A 23,490-nucleotide genomic window follows, 5' to 3' on the forward strand; every position below is an offset into this window, starting at 1 on the left:
AAAAACCCCTCAAAGCCTTACACTTCAAGGGGTTTCGTTTATTAATACATTTGCAGGTATTGGTCTCTTTCCCATTGGTGCACTTGTGTACGGAACATATCCCATTCAATTTCTTTTGCTTCAAGGAAGTGTTCAACGATATGGTCGCCCAGTGCTTCAACCATGACTTCATCGGATTTGAGGAAGTCAAGCGCTTGAAGAAGTGTTCCAGGCAGGTCGACAATGCCAGCTTCTTCTCTTTCTTCTTTTGTCATCACATAAATATTGCGGTCAACCGGAGCCGGTGCCGGAAGCTTGTTTACAATGCCGTCAAGGCCTGCTTTCAACAGGACAGCCATTGCCAGGTAAGGGTTGGCAGACGGGTCAACACTGCGGACTTCGACACGTGTACTTAAGCCGCGGGAAGCCGGGATACGCATGAGCGGGCTGCGGTTACGTGCTGACCAGGCAACATAGCAAGGTGCTTCGTAGCCCGGAACCAGGCGCTTAAATGAGTTCACTGTCGGGTTCGTTACAGCTGTGAAATTTGTCGCATGTTTGATAACGCCGGCGATAAACTGGTAAGCTGTATCACTTAACTGCAGATTTTTTTCACCGGGATCAAAAAATGCATTTTCTTTCCCCTTAAACAGCGACAAGTTGCAGTGCATGCCGGAACCGTTGACGCCGAATAATGGTTTCGGCATAAACGTAGCATGCAGGCCGTGCTTGCGGGCAATTGTTTTCACAACAAGTTTAAACGTTTGGATGTTGTCGCAAGCTGTGATGGCATCTGCATATTTGAAATCAATTTCATGCTGGCCAGGTGCCACTTCATGGTGGGAAGCTTCAATTTCAAAGCCCATTTCTTCAAGTTCCAGCACGATGTCACGGCGGCAGTTTTCGCCCAGGTCGGTCGGTGCAAGGTCAAAGTAGCCGCCATTATCGTTCAATTCCAGGGTAGGTTCATTTTTTTCATTCAATTTAAACAAGAAGAATTCCGGTTCCGGCCCCAGGTTAAATTGAGTAAAGCCTTGCTCTTCCATTTCTTTCAGAACCCGTTTCAAATTGTTGCGCGGATCGCCTGCAAACGGTGTGCCGTCCGGGTTGTAAATGTCGCAGATGAGGCGTGCGACTTTACCTTTTTCAGCAGTCCAAGGGAAAATCACCCAGGTATTAAAATCAGGGTATAAGTACATATCGGATTCTTCAATACGTACAAAACCTTCAATAGATGAACCGTCAAACATGATTTTATTGTCCAGCGCTTTTTCAAGCTGGCTGAATGGAATTTCCACGTTTTTGATGGTTCCTAAAATGTCTGTAAATTGCAGACGGATGAATTTAACATTTTGCTCTTCAGCATTTTTCAAAATATCTTCGCGTGTAAACTTTGGCATGAACAGTATTCCTCCCTTTGGACATTAAATATATATCTAAAGCTATAAAACTAGCTCTGAAACGAATTAATGGAAAAACCTGGACGCATCGTTCAATTTGTAGCTCGGGCTTTGGAACCGCCCGGCTTGCAATAGTTCCTGGCGCAGCCGCTTCCTGATTTCATCATCTGTTACCTGATTTTTCGCAAAAATAGGGACCGGGCTGGCAGCTTGCTCATTTTTCATATTGAAAACTTTTTTGATTCCTGCAACATTGATTCCCTGATCCAGCAAATCTTTAATTTCCAGAAGCTGGTCAACATCATTCAACGAATAGAGCCGGCGGTTGCCATCTGTTCTTGCAGGAGTAATCAGATCGTGTTCTTCATAATAACGGATCTGCCTGGCCGATAACTCGGTCAGTTTCATGACGGTGCCAATAGACAACAGCGGCATTGAACGGCGTATTTCTTTTCGCCCCATGATTGAACTCTCCTTTTCTTTATATTTTTACTATATTCGATGTGAGTTTTTTTGTCAATAACATGTTAGAATATCTTACATATTTTTTCGTTATTTTTTTGCTTTGAATTGTCTGCTGCTGCGCTCATCTTTGTCCTGTACTTCTCCGGTTTATGACTTTTGCCGCTTATAAGCAATCAGTCAGATAAACTTTCGGCAAGTTTTCTTCTGATTTCAATCCATTCTTCTATGTTAACATTTTCCTGCAGGGCTTCAAAGCGACCCGCAAATTGTTCATTCAAATCCATTGCGGCTTCTGAAAGCAGGCGTTTGAATTCTTTTTCCATCCATTTATGAAGTGAAGCGGCCAATTTTTCCCCCTGCCGGTTCAAATAGGCATCGGCAAGCGGCTCGAATAATGCCTGCAGTTCCTCCTGCATTTTTTGTTTTTCATTTTTCTCAAAAAATGATTTCGCACTTTTAAAATACTTGAATGTTTTTTCAAACGGTTTGGTGTCCAAATTTGAAAAAGCAGCCTGAAAATCCGGGGTTTCGTGGTCTTTTGCTTCGAAATCCGGAATGTTCAAGTCAGCGAGCACGTTTTTGATGCGCGTATTCAATTCCGCCTGCCAGGAATGAAATAATTGTTTCGTGTATTTCTCCAATCTTATCGTTGTAGCGCGCATCTCCTGGGCAAGATCGAAACCGATGCTTTCCGCCAGTTCGGACAAAGCATCCGGAAGCCCTTGGGCATTTTTTAAGACAGCCGGGTTAAAGGCTTCTTTAAAGAAATCAGGAAAACGGTAAAAAACGCGTTGTTTTACATAATATAATAATTCTTTCTGTTCCTGGGCAACCCCTGCTTCTAAATCCGCAGGGCCTGATTCTTTCAATATGCGGGCTGTCTGCTCCTGCATTGCCTGCAGCCGGGCACGTTTGCTTTCTTTGAGTTCCCTGCTTTCGTTTGCGGACGAAATGATTGCTTCCACCATTTGCCGGCCGCGCGCCAGCTCATTTTCCGCGGACTGGACCACCATCTTCAGCAGATCATTTTGGAGAAAGCGGCGGAATCCTGTTTGGAAAGCGGCAAGCTGTGATTTTTCCGTTTCTCCCTTCAACGCGAGCAGGCTTGATACGCCGTACAGCCTTGGGGAACGAATGCCAAACTGCAACAACTGGCCTTTGACATAGGACATCACTTCTTCATATTCGGCATTTGATTCCGCCAGGTCAACTGCATTTACCACAAAGAACATTTTATCCAGTTCAAATGCATCCTTTACACGCCCAAGCTGAATTAAAAATTCACGGTCTGCTCTCGCAAACGCATGGTTATAATAGGTTACGAAAAGAATGGCATCCGATTCTTTGATATATTTAAAGGCAACACCCGTATGGCGGGCGTTGATCGAATCAGCTCCCGGCGTGTCTACAAGCGTGATCCCTATCCGCGTAAGGCTGCAGCTATAGTACAGATCAATGGATTCGACAAAACAGGACTGTTCTTCGTTTGCTGCATAATCGCTGAAACTGTGCAAATCGGCTTCAATGTCGCAACCAAGTATGTCCTGAAACCGCGGATAGCCCTTTTGAAACGCGCGCAGAAAGGATAAGTGCACTTTTTCTTTCGGTTTTGAAGTCTGCATGGAACGGATGCTTTCGATATATTCCAGCGCCTCCTGAAAATTTGTACAGGAAAGCCCGAATACGGACAATGAATGTTGAAGGTCTTCCAGCAGTTGTGCAGCCGTTTTTATATGTACGGCCGCTGTCCCATGCGGATGTCCGGAAACCGGCGGGCAAATTCGGTTAATCGCAGCCGTTGTCGGGTTTGGCGAGACCGGTAGAACCTTTGCGCCGATCAGTGCATTGGCAAAGGACGATTTGCCGGCGCTGAACGCCCCGAACAATGCGACCGTATAGTGCTGATGTTCAAGCCGCCCCGCTTTTTGGCGCAGATGGTCAATATAACGTTTAAAACCTTGTTTATCGGCGAGCAGTATAGCAGCCTGTTTGATTTTAGCCAGCACAGCTTGCGGCGGTGAAACAGGAGCCGTTTCTTCTGCCGCCTTAACAGCGGATACATCATCATGCATGTCAACGGCTGCATTCGGCGCTTCCGCATCTTCCTGCCGGTAAACACGGTACAAGGACTTCTCATTTTCCCATTCCTGCAGCAGCTGCGTATAAAGCTGATCCCGCTCCAGGGCAGGTTCTTGAAGCTGTTCCTTTTTTTCCGCCAATTCCTGCTTGAGCCGGTCCACTGCACGGTATGCATCGGCCAGTGCCTGCCAGGCGGCAACTTCACGGCGGATGCCGGCCAGCCGGGTTTCTGTTTCCATATGGAGCATCTTAAGCACCTGCTGCTTCCATTCGTCACAAACACGCCGCGTGAGACTCTTTATTTTTTCTGAGACATCTTCACAGTAGCGCAGGATATAGTCGCCGGTGATCCGCGCCCCGTCCTTTACCTGCTGCTTCAGCAGATCTTCATTGAAAGAAACGGAAAGCTTTCTTCCCTGCTGTTCAAGCATGACGGCATTCGGAAGCTCCAAGCCCTTTAACGATTGCTGGGCAAGCGCGCGGATATGCCAATTGATTTGCGCCTCGACATTTTCCCGCAAGACGGAATAAAAGTCATGCAGGCGTTTCCTTCTCGCTTCATCCCTTTTTTTCTTCTTTAAAAAAAAGCCGGCCTGAAAATCTTTCTGGGCAGCTTCAAGAAACAGCCGCGCCTTTTCTCTTGTTTCAAACGGCATTAAATAGGCATTTTGAAGCAGCGTTCCGAGCGAGTCCTGAAAAGAAGCCTCCCATTGTCCGGCGCGCTCCTTTACTTCTTTCTCCTTATCCTGCCATTGCTGTTCTGCCTCAAAGGCCTCTATCTTTCCTGTTTCAGGATGTGCGGAAATGATCTCTTCGAAGGCCGCAGCCTTTGCGCTGTATTTTTCCTCCAGCCACGCGCTGTGTTCTTTTTCCAGTACATGCCATGAGGTTTCAACCGAAGCCGCCAGACGTTGATCTTTTTCGGCTACAGCCTGTTCGATCAGCTGCTTTAATTCCCCGAATTGGTTATGGGGATGACCCGGTTCTTTTAAGGATGTATAAAAAATGCCGCGCGGATGCACCTGCCACGATGCAAATGAAGCTGCAACCGTTTGTTGGAATGCTTCAAACGGCAGCTCCTCTTCATTGTGCTTGTCAATTTGGTTGACAATCAGGTAGAGATCAAGCCCATGTCCAAGCAGTTCTTTTGTAAACGTAAAATTGAGTTCGGATTGGACATGATTATAATCCATCACATAAAAAATCATATCCGCGAGATAAATGGCAGACTGGGTCGCAATCCGGTGCGCATCATCGTTCGAGTCAACGCCGGGTGTGTCCATCACCGTTAAACCCGGCGGAAGTTCGGAACCAGGCCTGCTCATTTCAATTTCACGGATATTTCCTTTTTTGCAGTAATTTTTGATCAGTTTGAAGTCATATGGCGCCTGAAACATCAGCGGCGGTTTGCCTTCCTCGTAAACGATTGCAAAATTTTCGATGCCATTGTGGATTTTTACCAGGTTTGCGCTTGTCGGAACCGGGCTTGAAGGCAAAATATGCCCGCCCAATAATGCATTGATCATCGTTGATTTTCCGGCCGAAAAATGGCCGCAAAATGCGATATGAAAATCTTGCTGGTGGACTTTTTTCAAAAGATTTTTGGCTTTTTCGGAGCGGACCGCATCCCCATTACGGTCAAAGTGCTCAACTAAAGCAAGAATTTTGTTTGCTGCCTGACTGTTTTTTTCCTGTAAATGATTGACCATCTTATCTATGCTCCCCAATGTTTGATTTAGGTCTATTTTAACGAATTTTTCATCTTAATCATACTATAATTCACTCATTTTTATCATGGAGATGTTAAAAATTATGACGGGTCCGGCTAAAGGGATAAAAAAGGGAAAGCATTCCAATAATAAAAAGAAGCGCAGGAGGTGAAAATAATGGGTTTGTTCAGTGCCATTTCAAGCTGGCAGACGGCGCGGCAGGAAAAGTTTGTCGCCAATATGCATAAAAAAAACAAATGCCCGGACTGTTACGGCCGCGGTTTTATTGCGCCTGCCGGTTACGAATACGCTTATCCTTTTGATTGCACAAGCTGCAATGGGAGTGGTACATTCAGCGATTGGGCAAAAAATCAGATTTAAGCCGGGAAAGCCGCCAAACGGATTAGGGAGCGGCTTTATTCCATTTGCCCGATTTTAGCAACCATCATCGTTTGACACCCGGCATTTTTACCTGAGATACATGCAAAAAGGGATCAAATCCCCATAGATTTGATCCCTTTTTGCATGCTTATGAAACCTGTGTCCCGGGTTCTTTTATTTTTGCCTTTTCCTTTGATGGAACCAAATGGAAGAAGGCATTTAGCAGGATGGCTGTAAAACTGCCCGCCACAATACCGTTGCTTGTTAGCAGCTGGATATTATTGGGAAGATGGGAAAACATATTCGGCACCACCGTAACACCCAGGCCGATGCCGACTGAGCAGGCAATGATAAATAGATTTTCATTTTTCGAGAAATCCACCCGGCTCAGCATTTTAATACCGGATGCGATCACCATGCCGAACATCGCGACCATGGCACCGCCGAGTACGGAAGCAGGGATAATAGTTGCCAGTGCCCCCAGTTTCGGAATTGTGCCGAATATCATCAGAAATGCAGCAACCAAATACATGACTGTTTTAGACTTCATGCCGGATAACTGTACAAGCCCGACATTTTGCGAAAAAGCGGTATAAGGGAATGAGTTGAAAATTCCGCCGAACATGACAGCCAGCCCTTCAGCCCTGTAGCCCCTTGCCAAATCATTTTCATCCAGCTGTTTTTTGGTTATATCCCCCAGCGCGAAATAAACGCCTGTTGATTCTACAAGGCTGACAATGGCAACGAGGATCATGGTCACGATAGAACTCCATTCAAACGACGGAGTTCCGAAGTACAGTGGCTGGACGATATGCACCCATGATGCTTCTGAAACCGGGGCGAAGCTGACTTTTCCGGCAAAAGCAGCCGCAACTGCGCCCAGTACAAGGCCGATTAATATAGAAATTGAACGGATAAAGCCTTCCGAAAAGCGCTGCAGCACAATAATCACCAGTAATGTCCCGAAAGCCATCACAATATTGGAAATGGAACCGAAATCCTTGCTGCCTGTGCCGCCTGCCATATTATTCATGGCAACCGGAATTAAGGTAATGCCGATTATCGTGACGACCGAGCCGGTGACAACCGGCGGGAAGAAACGCACCAATTTGCTGAAAAATTGACTAATGATGACAACAAATAAACCGGAAGCAATAATGGCGCCGTAAATGGCCGAAACCCCGAACTGTTTGCCGATCGCGATCATAGGTGCCACGGCTGTAAACGTACACCCTAAAACAATCGGCAAACCAATGCCGAAAAATTTATTTTTCCAAACCTGCAGCAAAGTCGCAAGCCCGGACATGAAAATATCCACGGATACGAGATATGTCAATTGTTTGCTGGTCATACCGAGTGAACTGCCGACAATGATCGGGACAATGACAGCCCCTGCGTACATCGCCAGCACGTGTTGAATCGCCAATACGGTGACTTTTGCTTGGTTCGATCTCATTTTGCGTATGCCTCCTCTAAAAACTCAACCTTGCCGTTTTTCAGTGATTGTATCATTGCTAAGGATTCCACGCGGATGCCATGGCTGCGGAGTTCGCGCCCGCCCGGCTGGAAGGCTTTTTCAATGATAATTCCAATACCGGCAAGTGAAGCGCCCGCCTGGTTCACGATCTCTATTAATCCGTTTGCCGCCTGTCCGTTTGCGAGGAAATCGTCAATGATTAAAACACGGTCTGTCCCGTTTAAAAAGGAGCGGGATACGGAAATTTTATTTGTTTCATTTTTTGTAAATGAGCGCACAGCAGCAGTATACATGTCCGAATCCTGTGTCAAGGGTTTTCTTTTTCTGGCAAAAACCATCGGCACTTGCAATTCCATAGCCGCCATCAGTGCTGGCGAAATCCCGGATGATTCGAGCGTTAAAATCTTGGTGATCTTTTCCCCTGCAAACAGACGGGCAAACTCTTCCCCCATTTGTTTCATTAAAAGAGGATCGACCTGATGGTTTAAAAACGAATCCACCTTTAGCACATTTTCACTTAAAACGAGCCCGTCCTGCTTAATTTTTTCCTGTAATGCCCTCAAATTGCTTCCTCCTCTTGTCTTCTGCTGCAAAAATTCTTTGCTGTGGTTGTAACTTGATCCCTTTGCGGCAGCTGTTTACCAAAATAACAAAAAAGCTCAAAGGTATTGCATCCCCATGTAAAATGAGTAAGCAATGCCCCTTGAGCATGTTTTTAAAAAAAGAACATCCTGTAAGTGGGAGTTTCCATTGCTCACCCATAGTCAGGCCATTTACGGCAGCCTGGTAGATACTTGCGGGCCATATTCCCGCGATTATATGAGTGAATGCTGATTTAATTGTAATCGTATTATAACATTAGAATGCTATATTTGAAAAGTTAAAGAGAAAAAAGCGAAAATTTAAAATTCCATTCACTATCTTGTTAAGCGGTACACATCCGTATATTTATCGGTTAAATAGTCGATTAAATACTGCGCATTCAACCCCTCACCTGTTGCTTCACGCAAGAGTTCAAGCGGTTTTTTCATTTTGCCGTACTGGTGGATGCGGGCTGTCAGCCATTCCCGGACGGGCTGCAAATTGCCTGCCGCCAACAATTCATCGAAATTTGGAAGCTCCTTCAACATGGCATGCTTCAATTGCGCTGCATACATCATACCGAGCGCATAAGACGGAAAATATCCGAAATCGCCGCCGGCCCAGTGCACATCCTGGAGCACGCCTTCTCCGTCATTTGCCGGACGGATTCCGAGATATTCTTCATATTTATCGTTCCATACCTGCGGCAGGTCTTTTACCTCAATATGATCATTAAAAAGCGCTTTTTCAATTTCGTAGCGAACCATAATATGGAGCGGATAAGTCAGAACGTCTGCCTCAATGCGGATCAGCGATGGTTTGGATTCATTTACAGCCCGGTAAAAATCTTCTAACGGCACACCATCAAATTGTGCGGGCGCAAATTCCTTTAATACATCGTAATTCTTTTTCCAAAAAGCGTAAGACCGTCCAATGATATTTTCATAAAACAATGACTGCGATTCATGTATTCCCATCGAGGCGCCGGCAGCAAGCGGCGTACCCGTCAAATCTTTTGAAATATTTTGTTCATACAGCGCATGCCCGCCTTCATGCATCACGCCGAATACATCGATACGAAAGTCATTCTCGTCATATCGTGTTGTAATCCTTACGTCCCCGGGATTTAAGCCGGTCGCAAATGGATGGACCGTTTCATCCAGCCTGCCTGCCTGAAAGTCGAAACCCATCTGTTCCAGTATTTTTAGCGTAAAAGCCTTTTGCTTTTCTTTCGGAAATGTTTTAAAAAGAAAAGCGGTTTCCGGTTTTTGGGCGGATGAACTGATTTTCTGAACGAGCGGCACAATTGAGCGCTTTACTTGTGCAAACACGTCATCAAGAACCGCAGTTGTCATGCCTGGTTCGTATAAGTCTAAAAGTGTATTGTACGGGTTGCCTTCATATCCCCAATATTGGATAAACTTTTTCTTATAGGAAACGATTTTTTCCAAATAGGGTTCAAATAAAGAAAAATCAGCCTTTGCTTTCGCTTCTTCCCAGACACTTTCAGCTTTTGATTGCAGTACTGTATAGGCCTGGAATTCAGCAGCCGGAATTTTTTTGTTGCGGTCGTATTCTTTTCTGCATTCTTCCAGTGTTTTAGCGGTGATTGCCGAAAGCCTGTCCTTTTGCGGGGTAAGCCCGGCAATAAAAGCGGCCATCTTCTCTGAAGTCGACATGGCAAAAAGTTCACCTGATAGTATGCCAATGACTTCAGCACGCTGCTCAACACCTTTTTTCGGAGCCCCGGTCCGCAAGTCCCAGTAGATTAACCCGAGTGCCTCTTCATATCCTTTCATTTTGTTCACATATTCTAAAAATTCAGTTTCCAACTGCAGGTTTTGTCCGCCAGCCATTTTCATTCCCCCAAATAAAGTTTCGCAAGTTCATGCTAGCATATTTTTCAAAAAAATACATTTATGGATATGGAGAATCCCAAAAAATAAGCACAACCCTTTTGGCTGTGCTTATTTTTATTCCGTTTTTCTCGGCGGCCTCGGCCCCCAAAACTGGTACAAGTCTGTCCGGATTGAGCCGTTAAACAGTTTCCGTTTTTTCGTCGCTTTTTTTCCGTAAACTTGCTCAAAATTTTCATATGACGTGAGCATATAGACGGACCATGTTTCCAATTTTGAAAATGCCCGGCCCATCTCGCTGTACATATTTTCCACTTCCGCACGGTCGCCAAGGCGTTCCCCGTATGGCGGGTTGCCGAGGATTACGCCGTATTCCTCTTTTGAAGTAAAGTCGGCCACCTGCATCTGTTTGAAACGGACGATCCCGCCCAACCCCGCTTCATTGGCATTTTGGCTGGCGATCTCAATCATCTTATGGTCGATATCGGAGCCCATGATATTTAATGGCTGGTCATAACGGGCCAAATCCTCCGCTTCTTCACGCGCCGCACGCCAGACCTCTTTGTCCATCCACGGCCATGTTTCACTGATAAAATCACGGTTAAAACCGGGGGCAATATTCTGGCCAATCAGCGCCGCTTCAATCGGTATCGTGCCTGAACCGCAAAACGGATCCCTGAACGGGCGGTCAGGATGCCAGTTTGTCAGCCGGATCATTGCAGCAGCAAGCGTTTCTTTAATTGGCGCCGGCCCCTGTGCTGCACGGTAGCCGCGTTTATGCAGGGCTGCTCCGCTCGTATCGAGGGTGATCGTGGCCACATCTTTCAATAAAGCCACTTCCAGTTTAAAAAGCGGCCCGTTTTCCGTAAACCAGTTCACTTGTTTGTAATGGGACTTCATACGTTCCACAATAGCTTTTTTTACAATTGCCTGGCAGTCCGGGACACTAAAAAGCTTTGATTTTACCGACTTCCCCTGGACAGGGAACTCGGCATCAACCGGCAGATAATCTTCCCAGTGAATCGCTTTCGTCTGTTCGAACAGTTCGTCAAACGTTTCAGCCTTGAATGCTGCAACTTTGATTTTGATGCGGTCTGCACAACGAAGCCAGAGATTCGCACGCGCAATCGCGGCAGAATCTCCCGTAAATTCAATTCTGCCGTTTTCCACCTTGCATTCATATCCGAGGGCCCTTACCTCTTTTGCGACAATCGCTTCAATGCCCATCGCACTTGTTGCGATGATCTGAAAGTTAGACATGTTTTCACCTGAATTCTTTAACCATCCGATTATGTATAAAAAGGCCGGACACCCTTCCGCGCATGCACCAGGCATTTTACGGATTGCGGCGCCAGGCCCCCATTCATCACAGTATCAAACCAAAATAACGTTTTGTAAGCCATGTTCTGTGCCCTTGTACTGCAAACGATGTGGTTTCATCTCGTACGAAGGCGGTAATCATCTATCTACAAGCCAAAAGCTTGTCTCTTTCTTCGTTCATTTCCTCAGAAAGAGTGCCCCTACCATAATTTGAGTTACTCGCTTGCGGGGTTTACCTCGTTCCACCTTTATGGTTTCCCATAAAGCTTCGTCACTGTGGCACTTTCAAGGTATTCGTGCCATGCCGCAGAAAAGCGGGTTAGGCATTTTCCCTGCCGTCAGCCTGATTACAGGCCGCCCCAGCTTATTGATTCACTGGGCGCAAACACTACGGGCATCTCAGCACCGTGCGAGCATGGACTTTCCTCAACAACAGCCGGAAGCTGCTGCAGCGATTACCCAAACGTTATTTGCGAATGCTTATTTATTATATACAAAGATAACAAAACATGCAAGCAGCAATTTTTTACGCGTTTTGGAAAAATTGCCAGTGTGAAGGTTACAAAGAATCCCGCACGATGACCGGAAACCTTGAAAAGCAGCAAAAGCTGTTTTAATCGTTCAGTTTGTTGCCAAACACATGTTTTTCCAAATTCGACAAGCGTTTTAAAATATCGAAATTGGTTGTCCCGGATAGTTGCTGCTGAACGGGGGCCCGCTTGCCGGCATCTTCAACTTGTTTTTTGAGACGGAGGTTTTCCTGCTGCAGTTCCTCAATGGTTTGATGAAAGGTCTCATAATCCTTTATGATTAAGTCCAAAAATTTATCCACTTCTTCTTGCCTGTAGCCTCTCACAGCCGTTTTAAATTCCTTTTCCAAAATATCCTTAGCGGTCAATTTAATCTGATCAGCTAACATCATCTGCACCACCTTATCATTCACCAAACATAATTTCATTTTTTCAAAAACAAAATTGTTTGTCAATTTTATTGTACATAAACATTAAAAATTCATTTGTTCATCTTCTATTATTACTTGTAATTCGTAAAAGTCAATGACCCGGATGTCATACGGATGCGAAACCTGGTATTTTTTCGCCTCTTCATAAAGAAATTTTGCAACACCTTCACGTTCTTCATCATATAATACGAGCAGGCAATCGCTTTTATGTAAAAATATCCGGTTTTTATTGCGGAATTGCTGCGGGCTTTCATACGGTTGTCTGGAAATCGAAGCGGTAAAATCAGCTTGCGTGAGAATCATTTCATAATATTCTTTTTGCTCATCCTTCCATTTTTCCTCTTGCCCTTCAAACGGCGGCAAAACTGCCAATTTTAATTCCGGATAGTCCTGCTGCAGATCAAAGACAACTTCGGCTGCCCATAATTCAACGCCCTGTTGCCCGGAAATCAGGACCCATTCGTAATCCTCATCCAGCAGTTCAAGCAGCCGTTTTTTGATGGCTTTTTTGATGTAATGGACTGCCGGATGTTCCAATTGAAAGATTCCGAGTTCATGCGGTTTATAACCGGTAATGGCGACAACTTTTCCCAAATCCTTCCGCCCCCCGTTTTTCTTTTACGTTTATTTTAGCTCTCCCTATGCAAATGCAGCAAGGATAATCATTATCCTTGCTGCATTTCCGTTGCTAGCAGCACCCTGGTCTGCGGCCGGGATCACAAAAGTTTGTAACCGTCCCCGGATCAGTTTCATTCACAAATGAATGCGTATGCGGGAAATAATTTTGCTGGTGGTATACTTGATGGTTTACATGTGTCGTATGCGTCGGGAAAATATGCGGTACGATAAAATCCTGATGTGTATGGGTAACACAGCATTTCGTCGGATGGACGACCGCCGGTAAAACATGTGGACGACAATGGTGCCTAAACATGGGTCATTCTCCTTTCGTCATCAATAGTCTTTTTACTTACATTAATAACCTATGACAAAAGGGAAGAACATGTACTAAGGAAAAAACCCAATTTAAAAGCCATCCTGAAGCAGCAGTGAAACCGACAAACCCGGACCGAATTCTCACGCTTGCTCCCGTTTCCGACAAAACCTACCACCAATCACAAGCCATTCATGACATACCGTCGAATTCTGCGCTTACCCGGGAAATGCAAGAAATTTTCCTTAATTGATTCCCCGTTTTTTCATTTTCATGTTTAAACGGAAAAGGCGCTTTTCGGCTTCTTCCCGCTGCTTTCTCCAACCCGCAGATCCAGGAGAAATGAAGCATTCATAAATTTCGAGGGCCTTCTCCGTATACGCAGCAGCGGACTTAAAATCTCTCTTTTGGTGTTCAAACAGTTTGGCCAGTTCGATGCATGCTTCAGCTTTTATTTCATGACGTGCCTGCTTCGCAACTTCCGTCCAAAGCATCTGTGCCCGGCCAAGCTCCTTTCTCCGCTTCATCTGGAATGCGAGCCGGTGCTTGGCGGCAAGATCATTTGCGGCTGCGGCGCGTTCATAAGTATGAAGGGCTGCATCATACTCGCCGATGTACTCAAACCACTTCCCGACCATCCGTTTTTCTTTAGCAGATTGCAAAGGATCCTGCTGCAGGATTTGAAACGTTAAATGTGTATATAAGGTAATCAAAGATAAAATATCGAGTTCATTATGCTGCAGGATCCCGATCAGGCCTTCCGGGTTTTTGCGCTCAACAAAATCAAAATAAATCATTGGCGCCAAAAAACCCGGAATATCCCCTTCCCTCTCAAAACCTAAAATGTCCCGCTCGACATTTGCCAGTTTAACCGAATCCAGTTCATCCCTCCAGAGCCGCCTTGCCGCATGGTACAAATCAAAATGGCCGAATTCAGGCAGTTTCGGGACATGGTCGCGGACAAGCGTATGCCTTGTCTTTACCTGTGGCCAGTCGAATGCTTTCCCGTTATATGTCACAAGCGTAGTGTAGTTAATGTTTTCCAAAAAGCTGTAATAAAGGGGAATTTCAAGCCCCGGCTCCGGCAGTATATGCTGTTTGAGCACCACTTCCGACTGTGTAAAAAAGGCATATCCAAGCAGAAAAATCGTATTGCCTGCCCCGCCGCCAAGGCCGGTGGTTTCGGTGTCAAAGAAAAATAAGTCCTGCGCATGAAACCCGTTTGCAGACAGAGGGTGGCACACAGGGCTGTTGTTCCACATTGCAACCGCCTCCGGAAAATCCGCGAAGCAGTATTTGCCGTGACGGGCTGCAAGCGGATAATGCACTTCCCTGATCAGGCAGTATTCCCCGTCCAGAAAATAGGGAGAAGTATTCGCATTTTGCCACATATCCAAATAGGGAATGCTTGGTACCGGCTGCTGCAACCCCGTTATTTGCCGCGACTTAACATCCTGTTCTTTTACAATATGGGTTTTCATCCGGTTTAATTTATTTTTCAGTGATGACATTTTCTCTCTCCCTGCCGCAAAAAGCATTCAGCCACATGTCCAGCAGTTTGACGGAAACTGCTTTGGCGTTGTCCGCAGCAGTTTCTGTCCCGATGCAGGACGGGCAGCCATTTTCACATCCGCATGATGTAATCATCGATTTTGCCGCTGCCAGTATCTTTTGCGCCTGTTTGTAGATTTTCTCGCTTAGCCCGATGCCGCCCGGATAACGGTCATAAAAGAAAATTGTTGGTTTTTCGTTATGGATGGCTTTGATTTGCGGAACAGCCTGAATATCGTGGGGGTCACACATGACAAACAGCGGGGCGATCGCCTGGAGTGCGTGGCTCGCCCCCACAAGCGCACTCTCCTGCTGTTCTTTTTGCATCATGCCTTCATCCAGAGAAAACCATACCGCATTGGTATCAAGTTCCATTTCGGGCAGATGGATCGGGCCGGACCCAATATTTTCATGCGTGTTAAATTTAATTTTTTTAAAAATTGTCGGCATCGCCCGGACCATTACATCGCCGTAGCCGATTTCCGCCCCGGCAAGCCGGGTGTGCTGATCCTCTTCAAGCACGCGCAGTTCAACGGCAAGATTGGCATCCGTATAATAGTCAACTGCAACTTCGCGGACAAACGCTTTTTTCTCTTCCCAGTCGAGTTTTTCTACCTGGTACTGGACTGCCTGGTGGAGATAGATTGCCTCTTCGTGCAGCAATGTCAGCGCGCTGAACTGGTCCATTTCCCCGATCACCCGCACATTTGCCCGGTCGCTGATGTCGATGACGACGACATTTTCCTGCGAAGCAGAGCGCAGGCTGATATTATGGGCCGGAAATGAATCGTTCATCCAATACCATGCATCGCCGCGCTGGTGAAGAATCCGCTCTTCCGTTAGAAATTCAAGGATATCTTCAATTTCAGCATCGCCAAAGCGTTCGCCTTTTTTAAACGGCAGTTCATAGGCCGCACATTTAATATGATCGACTAAGATGATCAGATTATCGGGATTGATGCGGGCCGTTTCCGGGGATTTGCTGAAAAAATATTCAGGATGGCGAATAATGTACTGGTCAAGCGGTGAAGAGCTGGCGACCATGATCGTAGCCGACTCGCCCTGCCGCCTGCCTGCACGCCCGGCCTGCTGCCATGCACTCGCAATAGTGCCTGGATAGCCGGTCATGACACAGACCTGGAGCTGCCCGATATCAACGCCAAGTTCCAATGCATTTGTGCTGACAATCCCGTAAATGTCCCCGTTTCTCAAGCCTTGCTCGATTTTGCGCCGTTCTGTCGGCAGGTAACCGCCCCGGTAACCCATGATTGATTTTCTTCCAAGCTCTTTTTTTACAAGTTCCTGCAGATATTTTAAAATGATTTCTACCCGGACCCGGCTTCTCGCAAATACAATTGTCCGGATTTTATTTTTTAAAAGTTCCGTTGCAATATTCCGGACTTCAAGGGTTGCACTCCTGCGAATATTGAGCGGAACGTTTATGATCGGCGGATTGTAAAATAAAAAATGTTTTGTACCGCTCGGCGCGCCGTTATGGTCAATCAGTTCCATCGTTTTGCCAGTCAGCTTCTCCGCAAGTTCTTTCGGATTTTGAATCGTTGCCGATGTGCATATAAAAACCGGATCGCTTCCGTAATAACGGCAAATCCTTTGTAACCGGCGCAGCACATTGGCGACATGGCTTCCGAACACGCCGCGATAAATATGCAGTTCATCAATGACAACAAACTTCAGGTTTTCAAAAAATGAAACCCACTTTGTATGATGCGGCAAAATCGCCGAATGGAGCATGTCCGGATTGGTGATGACAATATGGCCGGCTTTGCGCACGCGCTGCCGGATATTGCCTGGCGTATCTCCATCATATGTATAACTGTTCACGGGCACACCCGCTTCTTCAATGATTTCATTCATTTCACTTTTTTGGTCCTGCGCAAGTGCTTTAGTTGGAAACATATACAAAGCACGCGTGTTCGGATTGTCGAGTATTGTTTGCAAAACCGGCAAATTATAGCAGAGGGTTTTGCCTGAAGCAGTAGGTGTCACTGCGACAAAGTTTTTGCCTGAAAGCGCCAGGTGAAATGCTGTCACCTGGTGGGAGTACAGGTCTTTGATCCCTCTTTTTTCGAGGCCCGCTTTCAGTGCCGGATGAACGTTTTCCGGAAACGGCCCCGTAACCGCCGGCTTTGCTTCAATCGTATGCCAGTGCACAATCCGGTCTTTAAATGAAGAATCTTTCTGAAACATTTCCAATAATGCCTGCAAATCCTTTTTCTTGTTCAAATTCTTCACCTCATTCCCTAATTATAGCGAATAAACGTTCGTTTTAAAAGCATTTTCTTCCCGCGGTATTCACTTTTTTCCGTTGTGATACGCCGGAAGCCGCAAAAGAAAGACACGGCATTGGATGGATTCCCCCGTCTACCTGCTGTTCCTTTCATTAGAAACGGCCCGGAAGCCTATGTTTTAAACAGGCCCCCGAGCCCCTTCACCATCGATGACACCTGGTTTACGGCATTCATCATTTGCCCGGCCGTATTCATCATTTTGTTAAAATCAATGGATCCATCCTGAGATTTAAATGAATTTAAAAATGAACCCTGAACCGGCTGCGATGGTTTCTGCGGATACATATACTTCGGGTACGGATTCAGATAGCCACCGCTGCCCGGCTGCTCCGCTTTTGTGTGGTGATAGCCGGGATTAAGCGGATTTTCAAACAAAAAAGCCTCATTTGATGAATGATAAGGCCCATTTCCTGCCGGCTGGTTATTGCCGTATGCCCCGGCGTATCCACCGCCTTGAAATTGCGGATACATCTGCGGCGGGTACGGCTGGTTGTAAGCCGGCATCTGCGGATTTCCGTAAAAAGCAGGATAATAAGCACCCTGCTGCGGCATTTGCGCAAGATGCGGCGGACTGGGCCTGAAGCGCTGCGGCGGGTAGACATAGGATTCAGAATACATGTGCATCATCATTCTCCTTCTGCGGTGCTCTCATGATTAATTTATGAAAAACGAAAGAAATGGTGATAGGTCCACACACGGGCTATTCGTTTTGTAATTCCTCTTCAAGCCGCCGCAAAACGTAATCAACGGAGTGGAGATGATTGATCATTTGCTTGCGGCTTGATTCCGGATAAAAAGCGCGCACGGAAACCATCTGCAAATTTTCGGCAGTATGCTGAAGCTGGATGGCATGAAGATGCTTCGGATGGTGCGCATCCACCCACTCTCCGGCAAGCGGCAGCCACTCATCGCAGACAGCCTTCACCCGGTCACAGAACGGCTTCACCTCACGGAAAAAGTCTTTTGCTTCTCCCCGTTCTCTTACTTCAAAATATGTGTCTGACAATTGCTCAGTATAGTCAATGAGCTGCCTGTTTAAGGCAAAGAGCGGGCTGTCTTTCATTCTGATTCCCCCACAACTGTATTTCTTTCTTTATTTTAGGAGGTTTTTTTGCTTTGTTCAATAAAATCGTGCACATCTTTCCGGCAGGCAGTTAAGTTTTTGAATGCTGCCGCCCTTTTTTCGAGATTTTCCACCCTCCTTTCTGCTTTTTTAAAGCGGTGCCACAATCTGATACAGCGGTTTTTCCTTTCTTTTTGGATGGCGCCCTCCAAACTGCACTCAACTTTTTCCAATTCCGATTCAAATGTGTCCAGCCACTCTAATAATTCATCGTTTCCCCGCATCTCTTTTCCTCCTTGCTTATTTTCCCGGCGACCGGTGCTTTTTTTCTTTATATGTGTTGTATTCTAAGCCATTTCACGGTGTCCCTGCATGCTTGACAAAACTAGAAGCAATTCGCCAAAGAAAGTGGATTTCAACCATTTTTGCGCTTCTTTTTCGACAGGATGAATGCAACCCGATATGTTTGCAAACAATAGAGGGGAACGGCCGGTTACGGTTGATAAAATTTCTTGGAGGTGGCTTCTTTGAAAACAAATGACAACAAAGCACAACAACAGAAAAAAGCGAAGCAATCGAAAAACTCGAATCTGAATACGGGAAATCCTAAACTGAACGGCCCTGACCGCCCGTCAACCTGATTTCATAACCGGCGGCAAAAAAAGCAAGGATATTGGCATCCTTGCTTTTTCCAATTTCTCTCCCTTTCAGCCGGCCCGGTCTGTCAGTAAGCCCCCCTTCTTCCCAACCGTTTCAGTTTCCTTACAAACCCGCTGATTTGGCGGATCCTTTTCCGCTTTGCCAGATACCAATTTGTGATATCCATGTCATGCGGCAGGCTGGCTGGCGCATACCAGGCCTTTTTTACTTTCTTCCTTTCACTCCAGTCTTCCTTCCGCTGCCAATGATGGGACAGGGCGGGATAAACCTCGCGAAGGCATGGTGTATTTTTGCCGGCCCCTGTAGGAAGAAAATGTTCATAATCATACCGGGAACCGGTGTGCGGCTGTGTGGACGCAAATTCTAAAAAACGGCCGTATAAATCGGGATGAAAGAGAATCCCGGCCAGCCGCTTGCCAAGTGCAATTCTTGCCGGCACATTTTTAAAATGGACAACAGCATCTCCATATAACTTCCCATCCGGTGTTGGAAAAACCACGCTGTTTAAATGGAAGAGGTCCTGAAGCCAAAACCATTTCGATGAAAAAACCTGTTTTTTATAATAGGGCTGTTCAATCACCGGGTTTTGGATGATATTTTGTTCATTGATAATAAGTGCTGATAATAGACGTCCTTCATCATGGGTTTGAAAAAAATGCCTCCATTCGGTTATCATAAATCTTGAAGTTTTCAAAATCGTAAGCAGCCGGAACAGGCGATTTCCTTGCACATAATGGTACGCAAGCAGCTGCGGGAACGCATCTTCAAAAATTGCCCAGTTTGCGCGCTCATAGGTTAAAAACAGCTGTCTCCGGTCTTTTGCGGGGATTATGCCCGGCAAATCAGCACCTTCAAGGTCGCACATATTCCAGCCTGCATTCCTTGAGACCATGGATGCGAGAAATGCCCATTTGATTTCCGGGTGGCGCAAGTAAAACCGGAAATAGGCATCGGTCCGCGTAAGATTGTCCCGGTTTTTTTCCGTTGTCAAAGCCTGGATCCGTGCGGCCAGATCATGCTCCTGCTGCCGCTTTGGATGTGTTCTTCCGGAATCGCACATGGTTTTGTCTCCCATCTAAATGGATCGCCTCGCAGTTTGTTTTTTAAAGTACATATTTTTTGCCCGTTCTGCTATGATATAATTTAGCTTATGAGGTGAGGGAACATGGATCTGCGTTACCCAAACGGCAAGGTATACAAAGAATCAAATGCCGAAAATAAACAAATCAAAGCGAAGAACTTTTCGTACAGCAACCGGGGAATGACTTTAGAAGATGACATCAACGAAACTAACCAGTATTATTTACATGAAGGGATTGCCGTTATTCATAAAAAGCCTACCCCGATTCAAATTGTGCAAGTCGATTACCAATCCAGAAGCACTGCTGTCATAAAAGAAGCTTATTTTAAACAGCCGTCAACTACCGATTATAATGGGGTTTGCAGGGGAAAATACATTGATTTTGAAGCGAAAGAAACGCAAAATAAAACCTCTTTCCCGCTTCATAACTTTCACAAGCATCAAATTGCGCACATGAAACAGGTCGCAGAACAACACGGCATCTGTTTTGTGATCCTGCGTTTTGCGAAAAGTGAGGAAATTTTTTTATTGGAATGCCAACATTTATTTTATTATTGGGATAGAATGCTTTCCGGAGGGAGAAAATCAATAAAAAAAGAGGAAATTGAAGCGGTTGCGCACCCGATCCCGATTGGCTACCAGCCGCGGATCGATTATCTCGCCATCTTAAAAAAAATTTATTCATTTTAGATGGTTGATTTCGTGTATGCATGCAGTATGATAAAAGGGCATATGATTCCTAAGTCTTTCCCTTTTCGAGTATTGCGATTCGCAATCTAAATCTTTTCATATGATTTAGAAGAAAGGAATGCTTAAAAGACATGGCAGAAAAATATCAGACCCGCGAAGAACGCCGAAAACAAATGCAGGCAAATAAAAATAAAAAACAAAAAAATAAAAAACCGAAAAGTAAGTTTGTTACCTTTCTGAAACGTTTGATTCTCGTCTGTTTCCTATTAGGGCTTGCCGGGCTCATTGCCGGTATCAGCACTTTTGCTTATTATGCCAGCAATGCCCCGAAATTATCAAAAAAACAACTATCAGATCCGATTCCTTCCGTCATTAAAGACAGCAGCAATCATACGGTTACGACACTAGGCACACAAAACCGGGAATACATTGACTATGAGCAGCTGCCGGGCCGCGTGGAAGATGCGGTTCTGTCTACGGAAGATGCAAGATTTTATAAACACTTCGGGATTGATCCGATCCGCCTTGGCGGTGCCGTTATTGCCAACTTCACACGCGGTTTCGGATCGGAAGGCGCCAGCACCTTGACACAACAGGTTGTAAAAATGGCAACTTCGAATGATGTGAAAACGTTGAAACGTAAGGCCCAGGAAGCATGGCTTGCAGTCCAGCTTGAAAGGAAATATACAAAGCACGAAATTCTCGAAATGTATGTCAATAAAGTCTATATGTCAGATGGCATTTTCGGTTTTGAAACAGCAGCTGAACATTATTATGGCAAAAGCTTAAGCAAATTATCACTGCCTGAAATTGCCATGATTGCCGGTATGCCGCAAAGCCCGAATAATTACAATCCTTATGACCATCCGGATCTCGCCGAAAAAAGAAGAAACATTGTACTGTCTTTGATGTACCAGAACAACAAAATTACAAAAGCGGAAATGCAAAAAGCCAAAGCCGTGCCAATTTCAGAGGGGCTCGTGAAGCAAAAAGACAGAAATTCTTCTGCCAATAAATATACGGCGTTTGTTAATGAAGTGATTGATGAAGTCCAGGATCTTGGGGACTACAATGTCTACTCAGATGGGTTGACAATTTATACGACCCTTGATACAAGAGCACAAAAGTACACAGAGAAGATATTAAATTCAAATTCTGTTGTTTCCTATCCGGACAAACAATTTCAGGCCGGGATTGCACTGATTGATACCAAAACCGGTGAAATCCGCGCGCTCGGCGGCGGGCGCAACATGAAAGTACAGCGTGGTTTCAATTATGCTGTTGATACAAAGCGCTCACCTGGTTCTACGATTAAACCGATCATAGATTACGGCCCGGCGATTGAATATTTAAAGTGGTCGACTGCCCATAAGCTCAATGATGTCAAAACAACTTACAGTAATGGCACGGAAATCAATAACTGGGATAATAAGTATCTCGGCGCGATGACCATGAGAACTGCCCTTTATAAATCAAGAAATATCCCGGCATTGGAAGCCTATAAAACTGTAGGCGGTACAAATGCTGTCAAATTCTCCAAAAAACTCGGCTTTAACTTTGGGGACGACGGACTCAAAGAATCCGCGTCAATTGGCGGCGGGCTGCAGGTATCCCCGGTGCAAATGGCAGCAGCCTATGCCGCATTTGGCAATCAAGGCATTTATAACAAGCCGCATACAATCAAAAAAATTGTCCTGCGCGATGGTGTAACGGAAATCAAGCCGCATTACGAATCAAAAATTGCGATGAGCGACTATACCGCTTATATGATTACCGATATGCTGAAAGATGTGCTGACAAAAGGAACCGGTACTTCTGCGAATGTCCCGGGGCTCATTGAAGCCGGAAAAACAGGGACCACGAATTTCAGCGATGAAGACCTTACGAAATACGGCATCTTGAGTTCTTCCGTCCCGGATGCATGGTTTACCGGGTATACAACGAGATACTCGTTATCGGTTTGGACCGGATATGAGAGCAAAGACGGCAAAAAATACGGGATTACAAGGCCTTATCAGACGATCGCCCAGCAGATCTACAGGCACTTAATGAGCTATATTTCCGAGGATAAAACGACTTCGGACTTCACGATGCCAAAAAGTGTCGTGCGGCTTCCATCCGGGTCCGGTGCTTACGAACTCTTTATCCGCGGGCATCAGGACACAGCCATTGCCAATACGAGCAAACTGGCTGCGCCGACAAATGCAAGTGCGGTTTATGATGAAGCCAGCAAAAAAATTAATTTGACATGGAAATATACTGAATCCGGTGCGACTTACAACATTACCGGATCTGTGGACGGGACAGGAAAATCTTACGGGACGACAACCGGAAAATCATTAAGCATTTCCAACCCGGTTGCAGGTGCTACCTATACGTTTAACATCACAGCCACCCTAAACGGGATGACAAGTAAAGCAGCCACGGCAAAAGTGACGATTCCGGGCGGTGATGATGATGCATCGACGGATAAACAAACCAACAGCGACGATGAGGATCATTCAGACGATCAGAACGCTAATGACAGCAGCACAGATCAAAATGCCGGCAATCAAAACGGCAATGCTGATTCTAACAATAGCAATTCATCCGGAAATGACACAAACGGCAGCGGTTCGAACGGCAACAACAGTTCCAATAACGGCAATAGTCCAAATCAAAACAGCGGTTCTGATGACAACAATTCTAACGACGACAGTTCCAATCATAACAATTCCGGGGACAATCATTCTAACGGCAACGATGTAGAAGACGATTCCGGTGGTTCTAATGATAGTTCCACAACGAATGGTTCCGGCGAGAAAAAGACCGACAGCGGTACGAAAGACAACCAGGACAAAGAATCTGGCAAACCGGCGGACAATCGTAACGAAGAATAAAGTGAAAACAGTAAAATCATAAACAGCAGCATGCATCGAAACAGGCAAAATCAACAGGCACTTCACGAAAAAAAGCATACCGGGCAAGTTTCCGCCCGGTATGCTTTTTTTCAT

Annotated in this window: 20 protein-coding genes, 1 other RNA gene and 1 riboswitch; of the genes, 3 read left to right on the forward strand and 18 right to left on the reverse strand. The window is 45.7% G+C overall.

Annotated elements, in window-relative coordinates; translation table 11 throughout:
* Positions 1–41 precede the first annotated feature (41 nt).
* The 3 genes from glnA to C232_RS0100940 form a co-directional block, all read right to left on the reverse strand.
* Positions 42–1,379: a type I glutamate--ammonia ligase gene (gene glnA / locus C232_RS0100930; RefSeq protein ID WP_018660288.1), complete on the reverse strand. Its 1,338-nt coding sequence runs from the start codon at positions 1,377–1,379 to the stop codon at positions 42–44.
* Positions 1,380–1,445: 66 nt separating this feature from the next.
* Complete coding sequence (locus tag C232_RS0100935) at positions 1,446–1,841, reverse strand: MerR family transcriptional regulator (protein WP_018660290.1); 396 nt, start codon at positions 1,839–1,841, stop codon at positions 1,446–1,448.
* A 176-nt stretch (positions 1,842–2,017) separates the two neighbouring features.
* Positions 2,018–5,632, reverse strand: coding sequence for a dynamin family protein (locus C232_RS0100940; RefSeq protein ID WP_018660292.1), 3,615 nt, complete (start codon positions 5,630–5,632; stop codon positions 2,018–2,020).
* Between the two features lie 177 nt (positions 5,633–5,809).
* Here C232_RS0100940 and C232_RS0100945 point away from each other — a divergent pair, with 177 nt between their 5' ends.
* A complete protein-coding gene (locus C232_RS0100945; protein WP_018660294.1) occupies positions 5,810–6,013 on the forward strand; it encodes a hypothetical protein in 204 nt (67 codons plus the stop codon).
* Between the two features lie 148 nt (positions 6,014–6,161).
* Here the strand turns inward: C232_RS0100945 and C232_RS0100950 are convergent, their stop codons facing one another.
* From C232_RS0100950 to C232_RS0101030, 15 genes are all read right to left on the reverse strand, one after another.
* A complete protein-coding gene (locus C232_RS0100950) occupies positions 6,162–7,469 on the reverse strand; it encodes a nucleobase:cation symporter-2 family protein (protein WP_018660295.1) in 1,308 nt (435 codons plus the stop codon).
* Positions 7,466–8,053 carry a xanthine phosphoribosyltransferase gene (locus tag C232_RS0100955; RefSeq protein WP_018660298.1) on the reverse strand — a complete coding sequence of 196 codons (588 nt, stop codon included), beginning with the start codon at positions 8,051–8,053 and terminating at the stop codon, positions 7,466–7,468. Before C232_RS0100955 ends, C232_RS0100950 begins: the two co-directional genes overlap by 4 nt.
* Positions 8,028–8,252, reverse strand: a complete 225-nt coding sequence (locus C232_RS19710; RefSeq protein ID WP_155891524.1) for a hypothetical protein — start codon at positions 8,250–8,252, stop codon at positions 8,028–8,030. The genes C232_RS0100955 and C232_RS19710 overlap by 26 nt, the downstream gene beginning before the upstream one ends.
* A riboswitch (purine riboswitch) is annotated at positions 8,232–8,333 on the reverse strand. It overlaps the preceding gene by 21 nt.
* Positions 8,334–8,407: 74 nt before the next feature.
* On the reverse strand, positions 8,408–9,928 hold the full coding sequence (locus C232_RS0100965) for a carboxypeptidase M32 (RefSeq protein ID WP_018660300.1): 1,521 nt from the start codon (positions 9,926–9,928) through the stop codon (positions 8,408–8,410).
* A gap of 117 nt (positions 9,929–10,045) precedes the next feature.
* Positions 10,046–11,188, reverse strand: a complete 1,143-nt coding sequence (locus tag C232_RS0100970; RefSeq protein WP_018660302.1) for a THUMP domain-containing class I SAM-dependent RNA methyltransferase — start codon at positions 11,186–11,188, stop codon at positions 10,046–10,048.
* A 130-nt stretch (positions 11,189–11,318) separates the two neighbouring features.
* Positions 11,319–11,715: RNase P RNA component class B (gene rnpB / locus C232_RS19150), an RNA gene on the reverse strand.
* Positions 11,716–11,861: 146 nt separating this feature from the next.
* Entirely contained in the window at positions 11,862–12,167 is a 306-nt protein-coding gene (gene gpsB / locus C232_RS0100985) for a cell division regulator GpsB (protein WP_018660308.1), read from the reverse strand.
* Positions 12,168–12,251: 84 nt separating this feature from the next.
* The gene (locus tag C232_RS0100990; RefSeq protein ID WP_018660309.1) at positions 12,252–12,803 is read right to left on the reverse strand and encodes an SLOG family protein; all 552 of its coding nucleotides are present in this window, start codon (positions 12,801–12,803) and stop codon (positions 12,252–12,254) included.
* Between the two features lie 94 nt (positions 12,804–12,897).
* Entirely contained in the window at positions 12,898–13,143 is a 246-nt protein-coding gene (locus C232_RS0100995; protein WP_018660311.1) for a CotD family spore coat protein, read from the reverse strand.
* 245 nt (positions 13,144–13,388) lie between these two features.
* The gene (locus C232_RS0101000) at positions 13,389–14,654 is read right to left on the reverse strand and encodes a ribonuclease H-like domain-containing protein (protein WP_018660313.1); all 1,266 of its coding nucleotides are present in this window, start codon (positions 14,652–14,654) and stop codon (positions 13,389–13,391) included.
* On the reverse strand, positions 14,635–16,902 hold the full coding sequence (locus tag C232_RS0101005) for a DEAD/DEAH box helicase (RefSeq protein WP_081622711.1): 2,268 nt from the start codon (positions 16,900–16,902) through the stop codon (positions 14,635–14,637). Before C232_RS0101005 ends, C232_RS0101000 begins: the two co-directional genes overlap by 20 nt.
* A 212-nt stretch (positions 16,903–17,114) precedes the next feature.
* Positions 17,115–17,627 (reverse strand): YppG family protein, encoded by a 513-nt coding sequence (locus C232_RS18295; protein WP_018660323.1) that lies wholly within the window; start codon positions 17,625–17,627, stop codon positions 17,115–17,117.
* Positions 17,628–17,703: 76 nt separating this feature from the next.
* Positions 17,704–18,066, reverse strand: a complete 363-nt coding sequence (locus tag C232_RS0101015; RefSeq protein ID WP_018660326.1) for a YppE family protein — start codon at positions 18,064–18,066, stop codon at positions 17,704–17,706.
* A gap of 35 nt (positions 18,067–18,101) precedes the next feature.
* Positions 18,102–18,350, reverse strand: a complete 249-nt coding sequence (locus C232_RS0101020) for a hypothetical protein (RefSeq protein WP_018660328.1) — start codon at positions 18,348–18,350, stop codon at positions 18,102–18,104.
* Between the two features lie 440 nt (positions 18,351–18,790).
* A complete protein-coding gene (locus C232_RS0101030) occupies positions 18,791–19,786 on the reverse strand; it encodes a DUF2515 family protein (RefSeq protein WP_018660332.1) in 996 nt (331 codons plus the stop codon).
* Between the two features lie 105 nt (positions 19,787–19,891).
* On the opposite strand from C232_RS0101030, the gene recU reads away from it, so the two are divergent.
* Both recU and C232_RS0101040 read left to right on the forward strand, forming a co-directional pair.
* Complete coding sequence (gene recU, locus C232_RS0101035; RefSeq protein ID WP_018660335.1) at positions 19,892–20,497, forward strand: Holliday junction resolvase RecU; 606 nt, start codon at positions 19,892–19,894, stop codon at positions 20,495–20,497.
* Positions 20,498–20,628: 131 nt separating this feature from the next.
* The gene (locus C232_RS0101040; RefSeq protein ID WP_018660338.1) at positions 20,629–23,376 is read left to right on the forward strand and encodes a transglycosylase domain-containing protein; all 2,748 of its coding nucleotides are present in this window, start codon (positions 20,629–20,631) and stop codon (positions 23,374–23,376) included.
* Positions 23,377–23,490: the final 114 nt, after the last annotated feature.

The sequence above is a fragment of the Heyndrickxia acidiproducens DSM 23148 genome (assembly GCF_000374345.1).
Classification (GTDB): Bacteria; Bacillota; Bacilli; order Bacillales; family Bacillaceae_C; genus Weizmannia; species Weizmannia acidiproducens.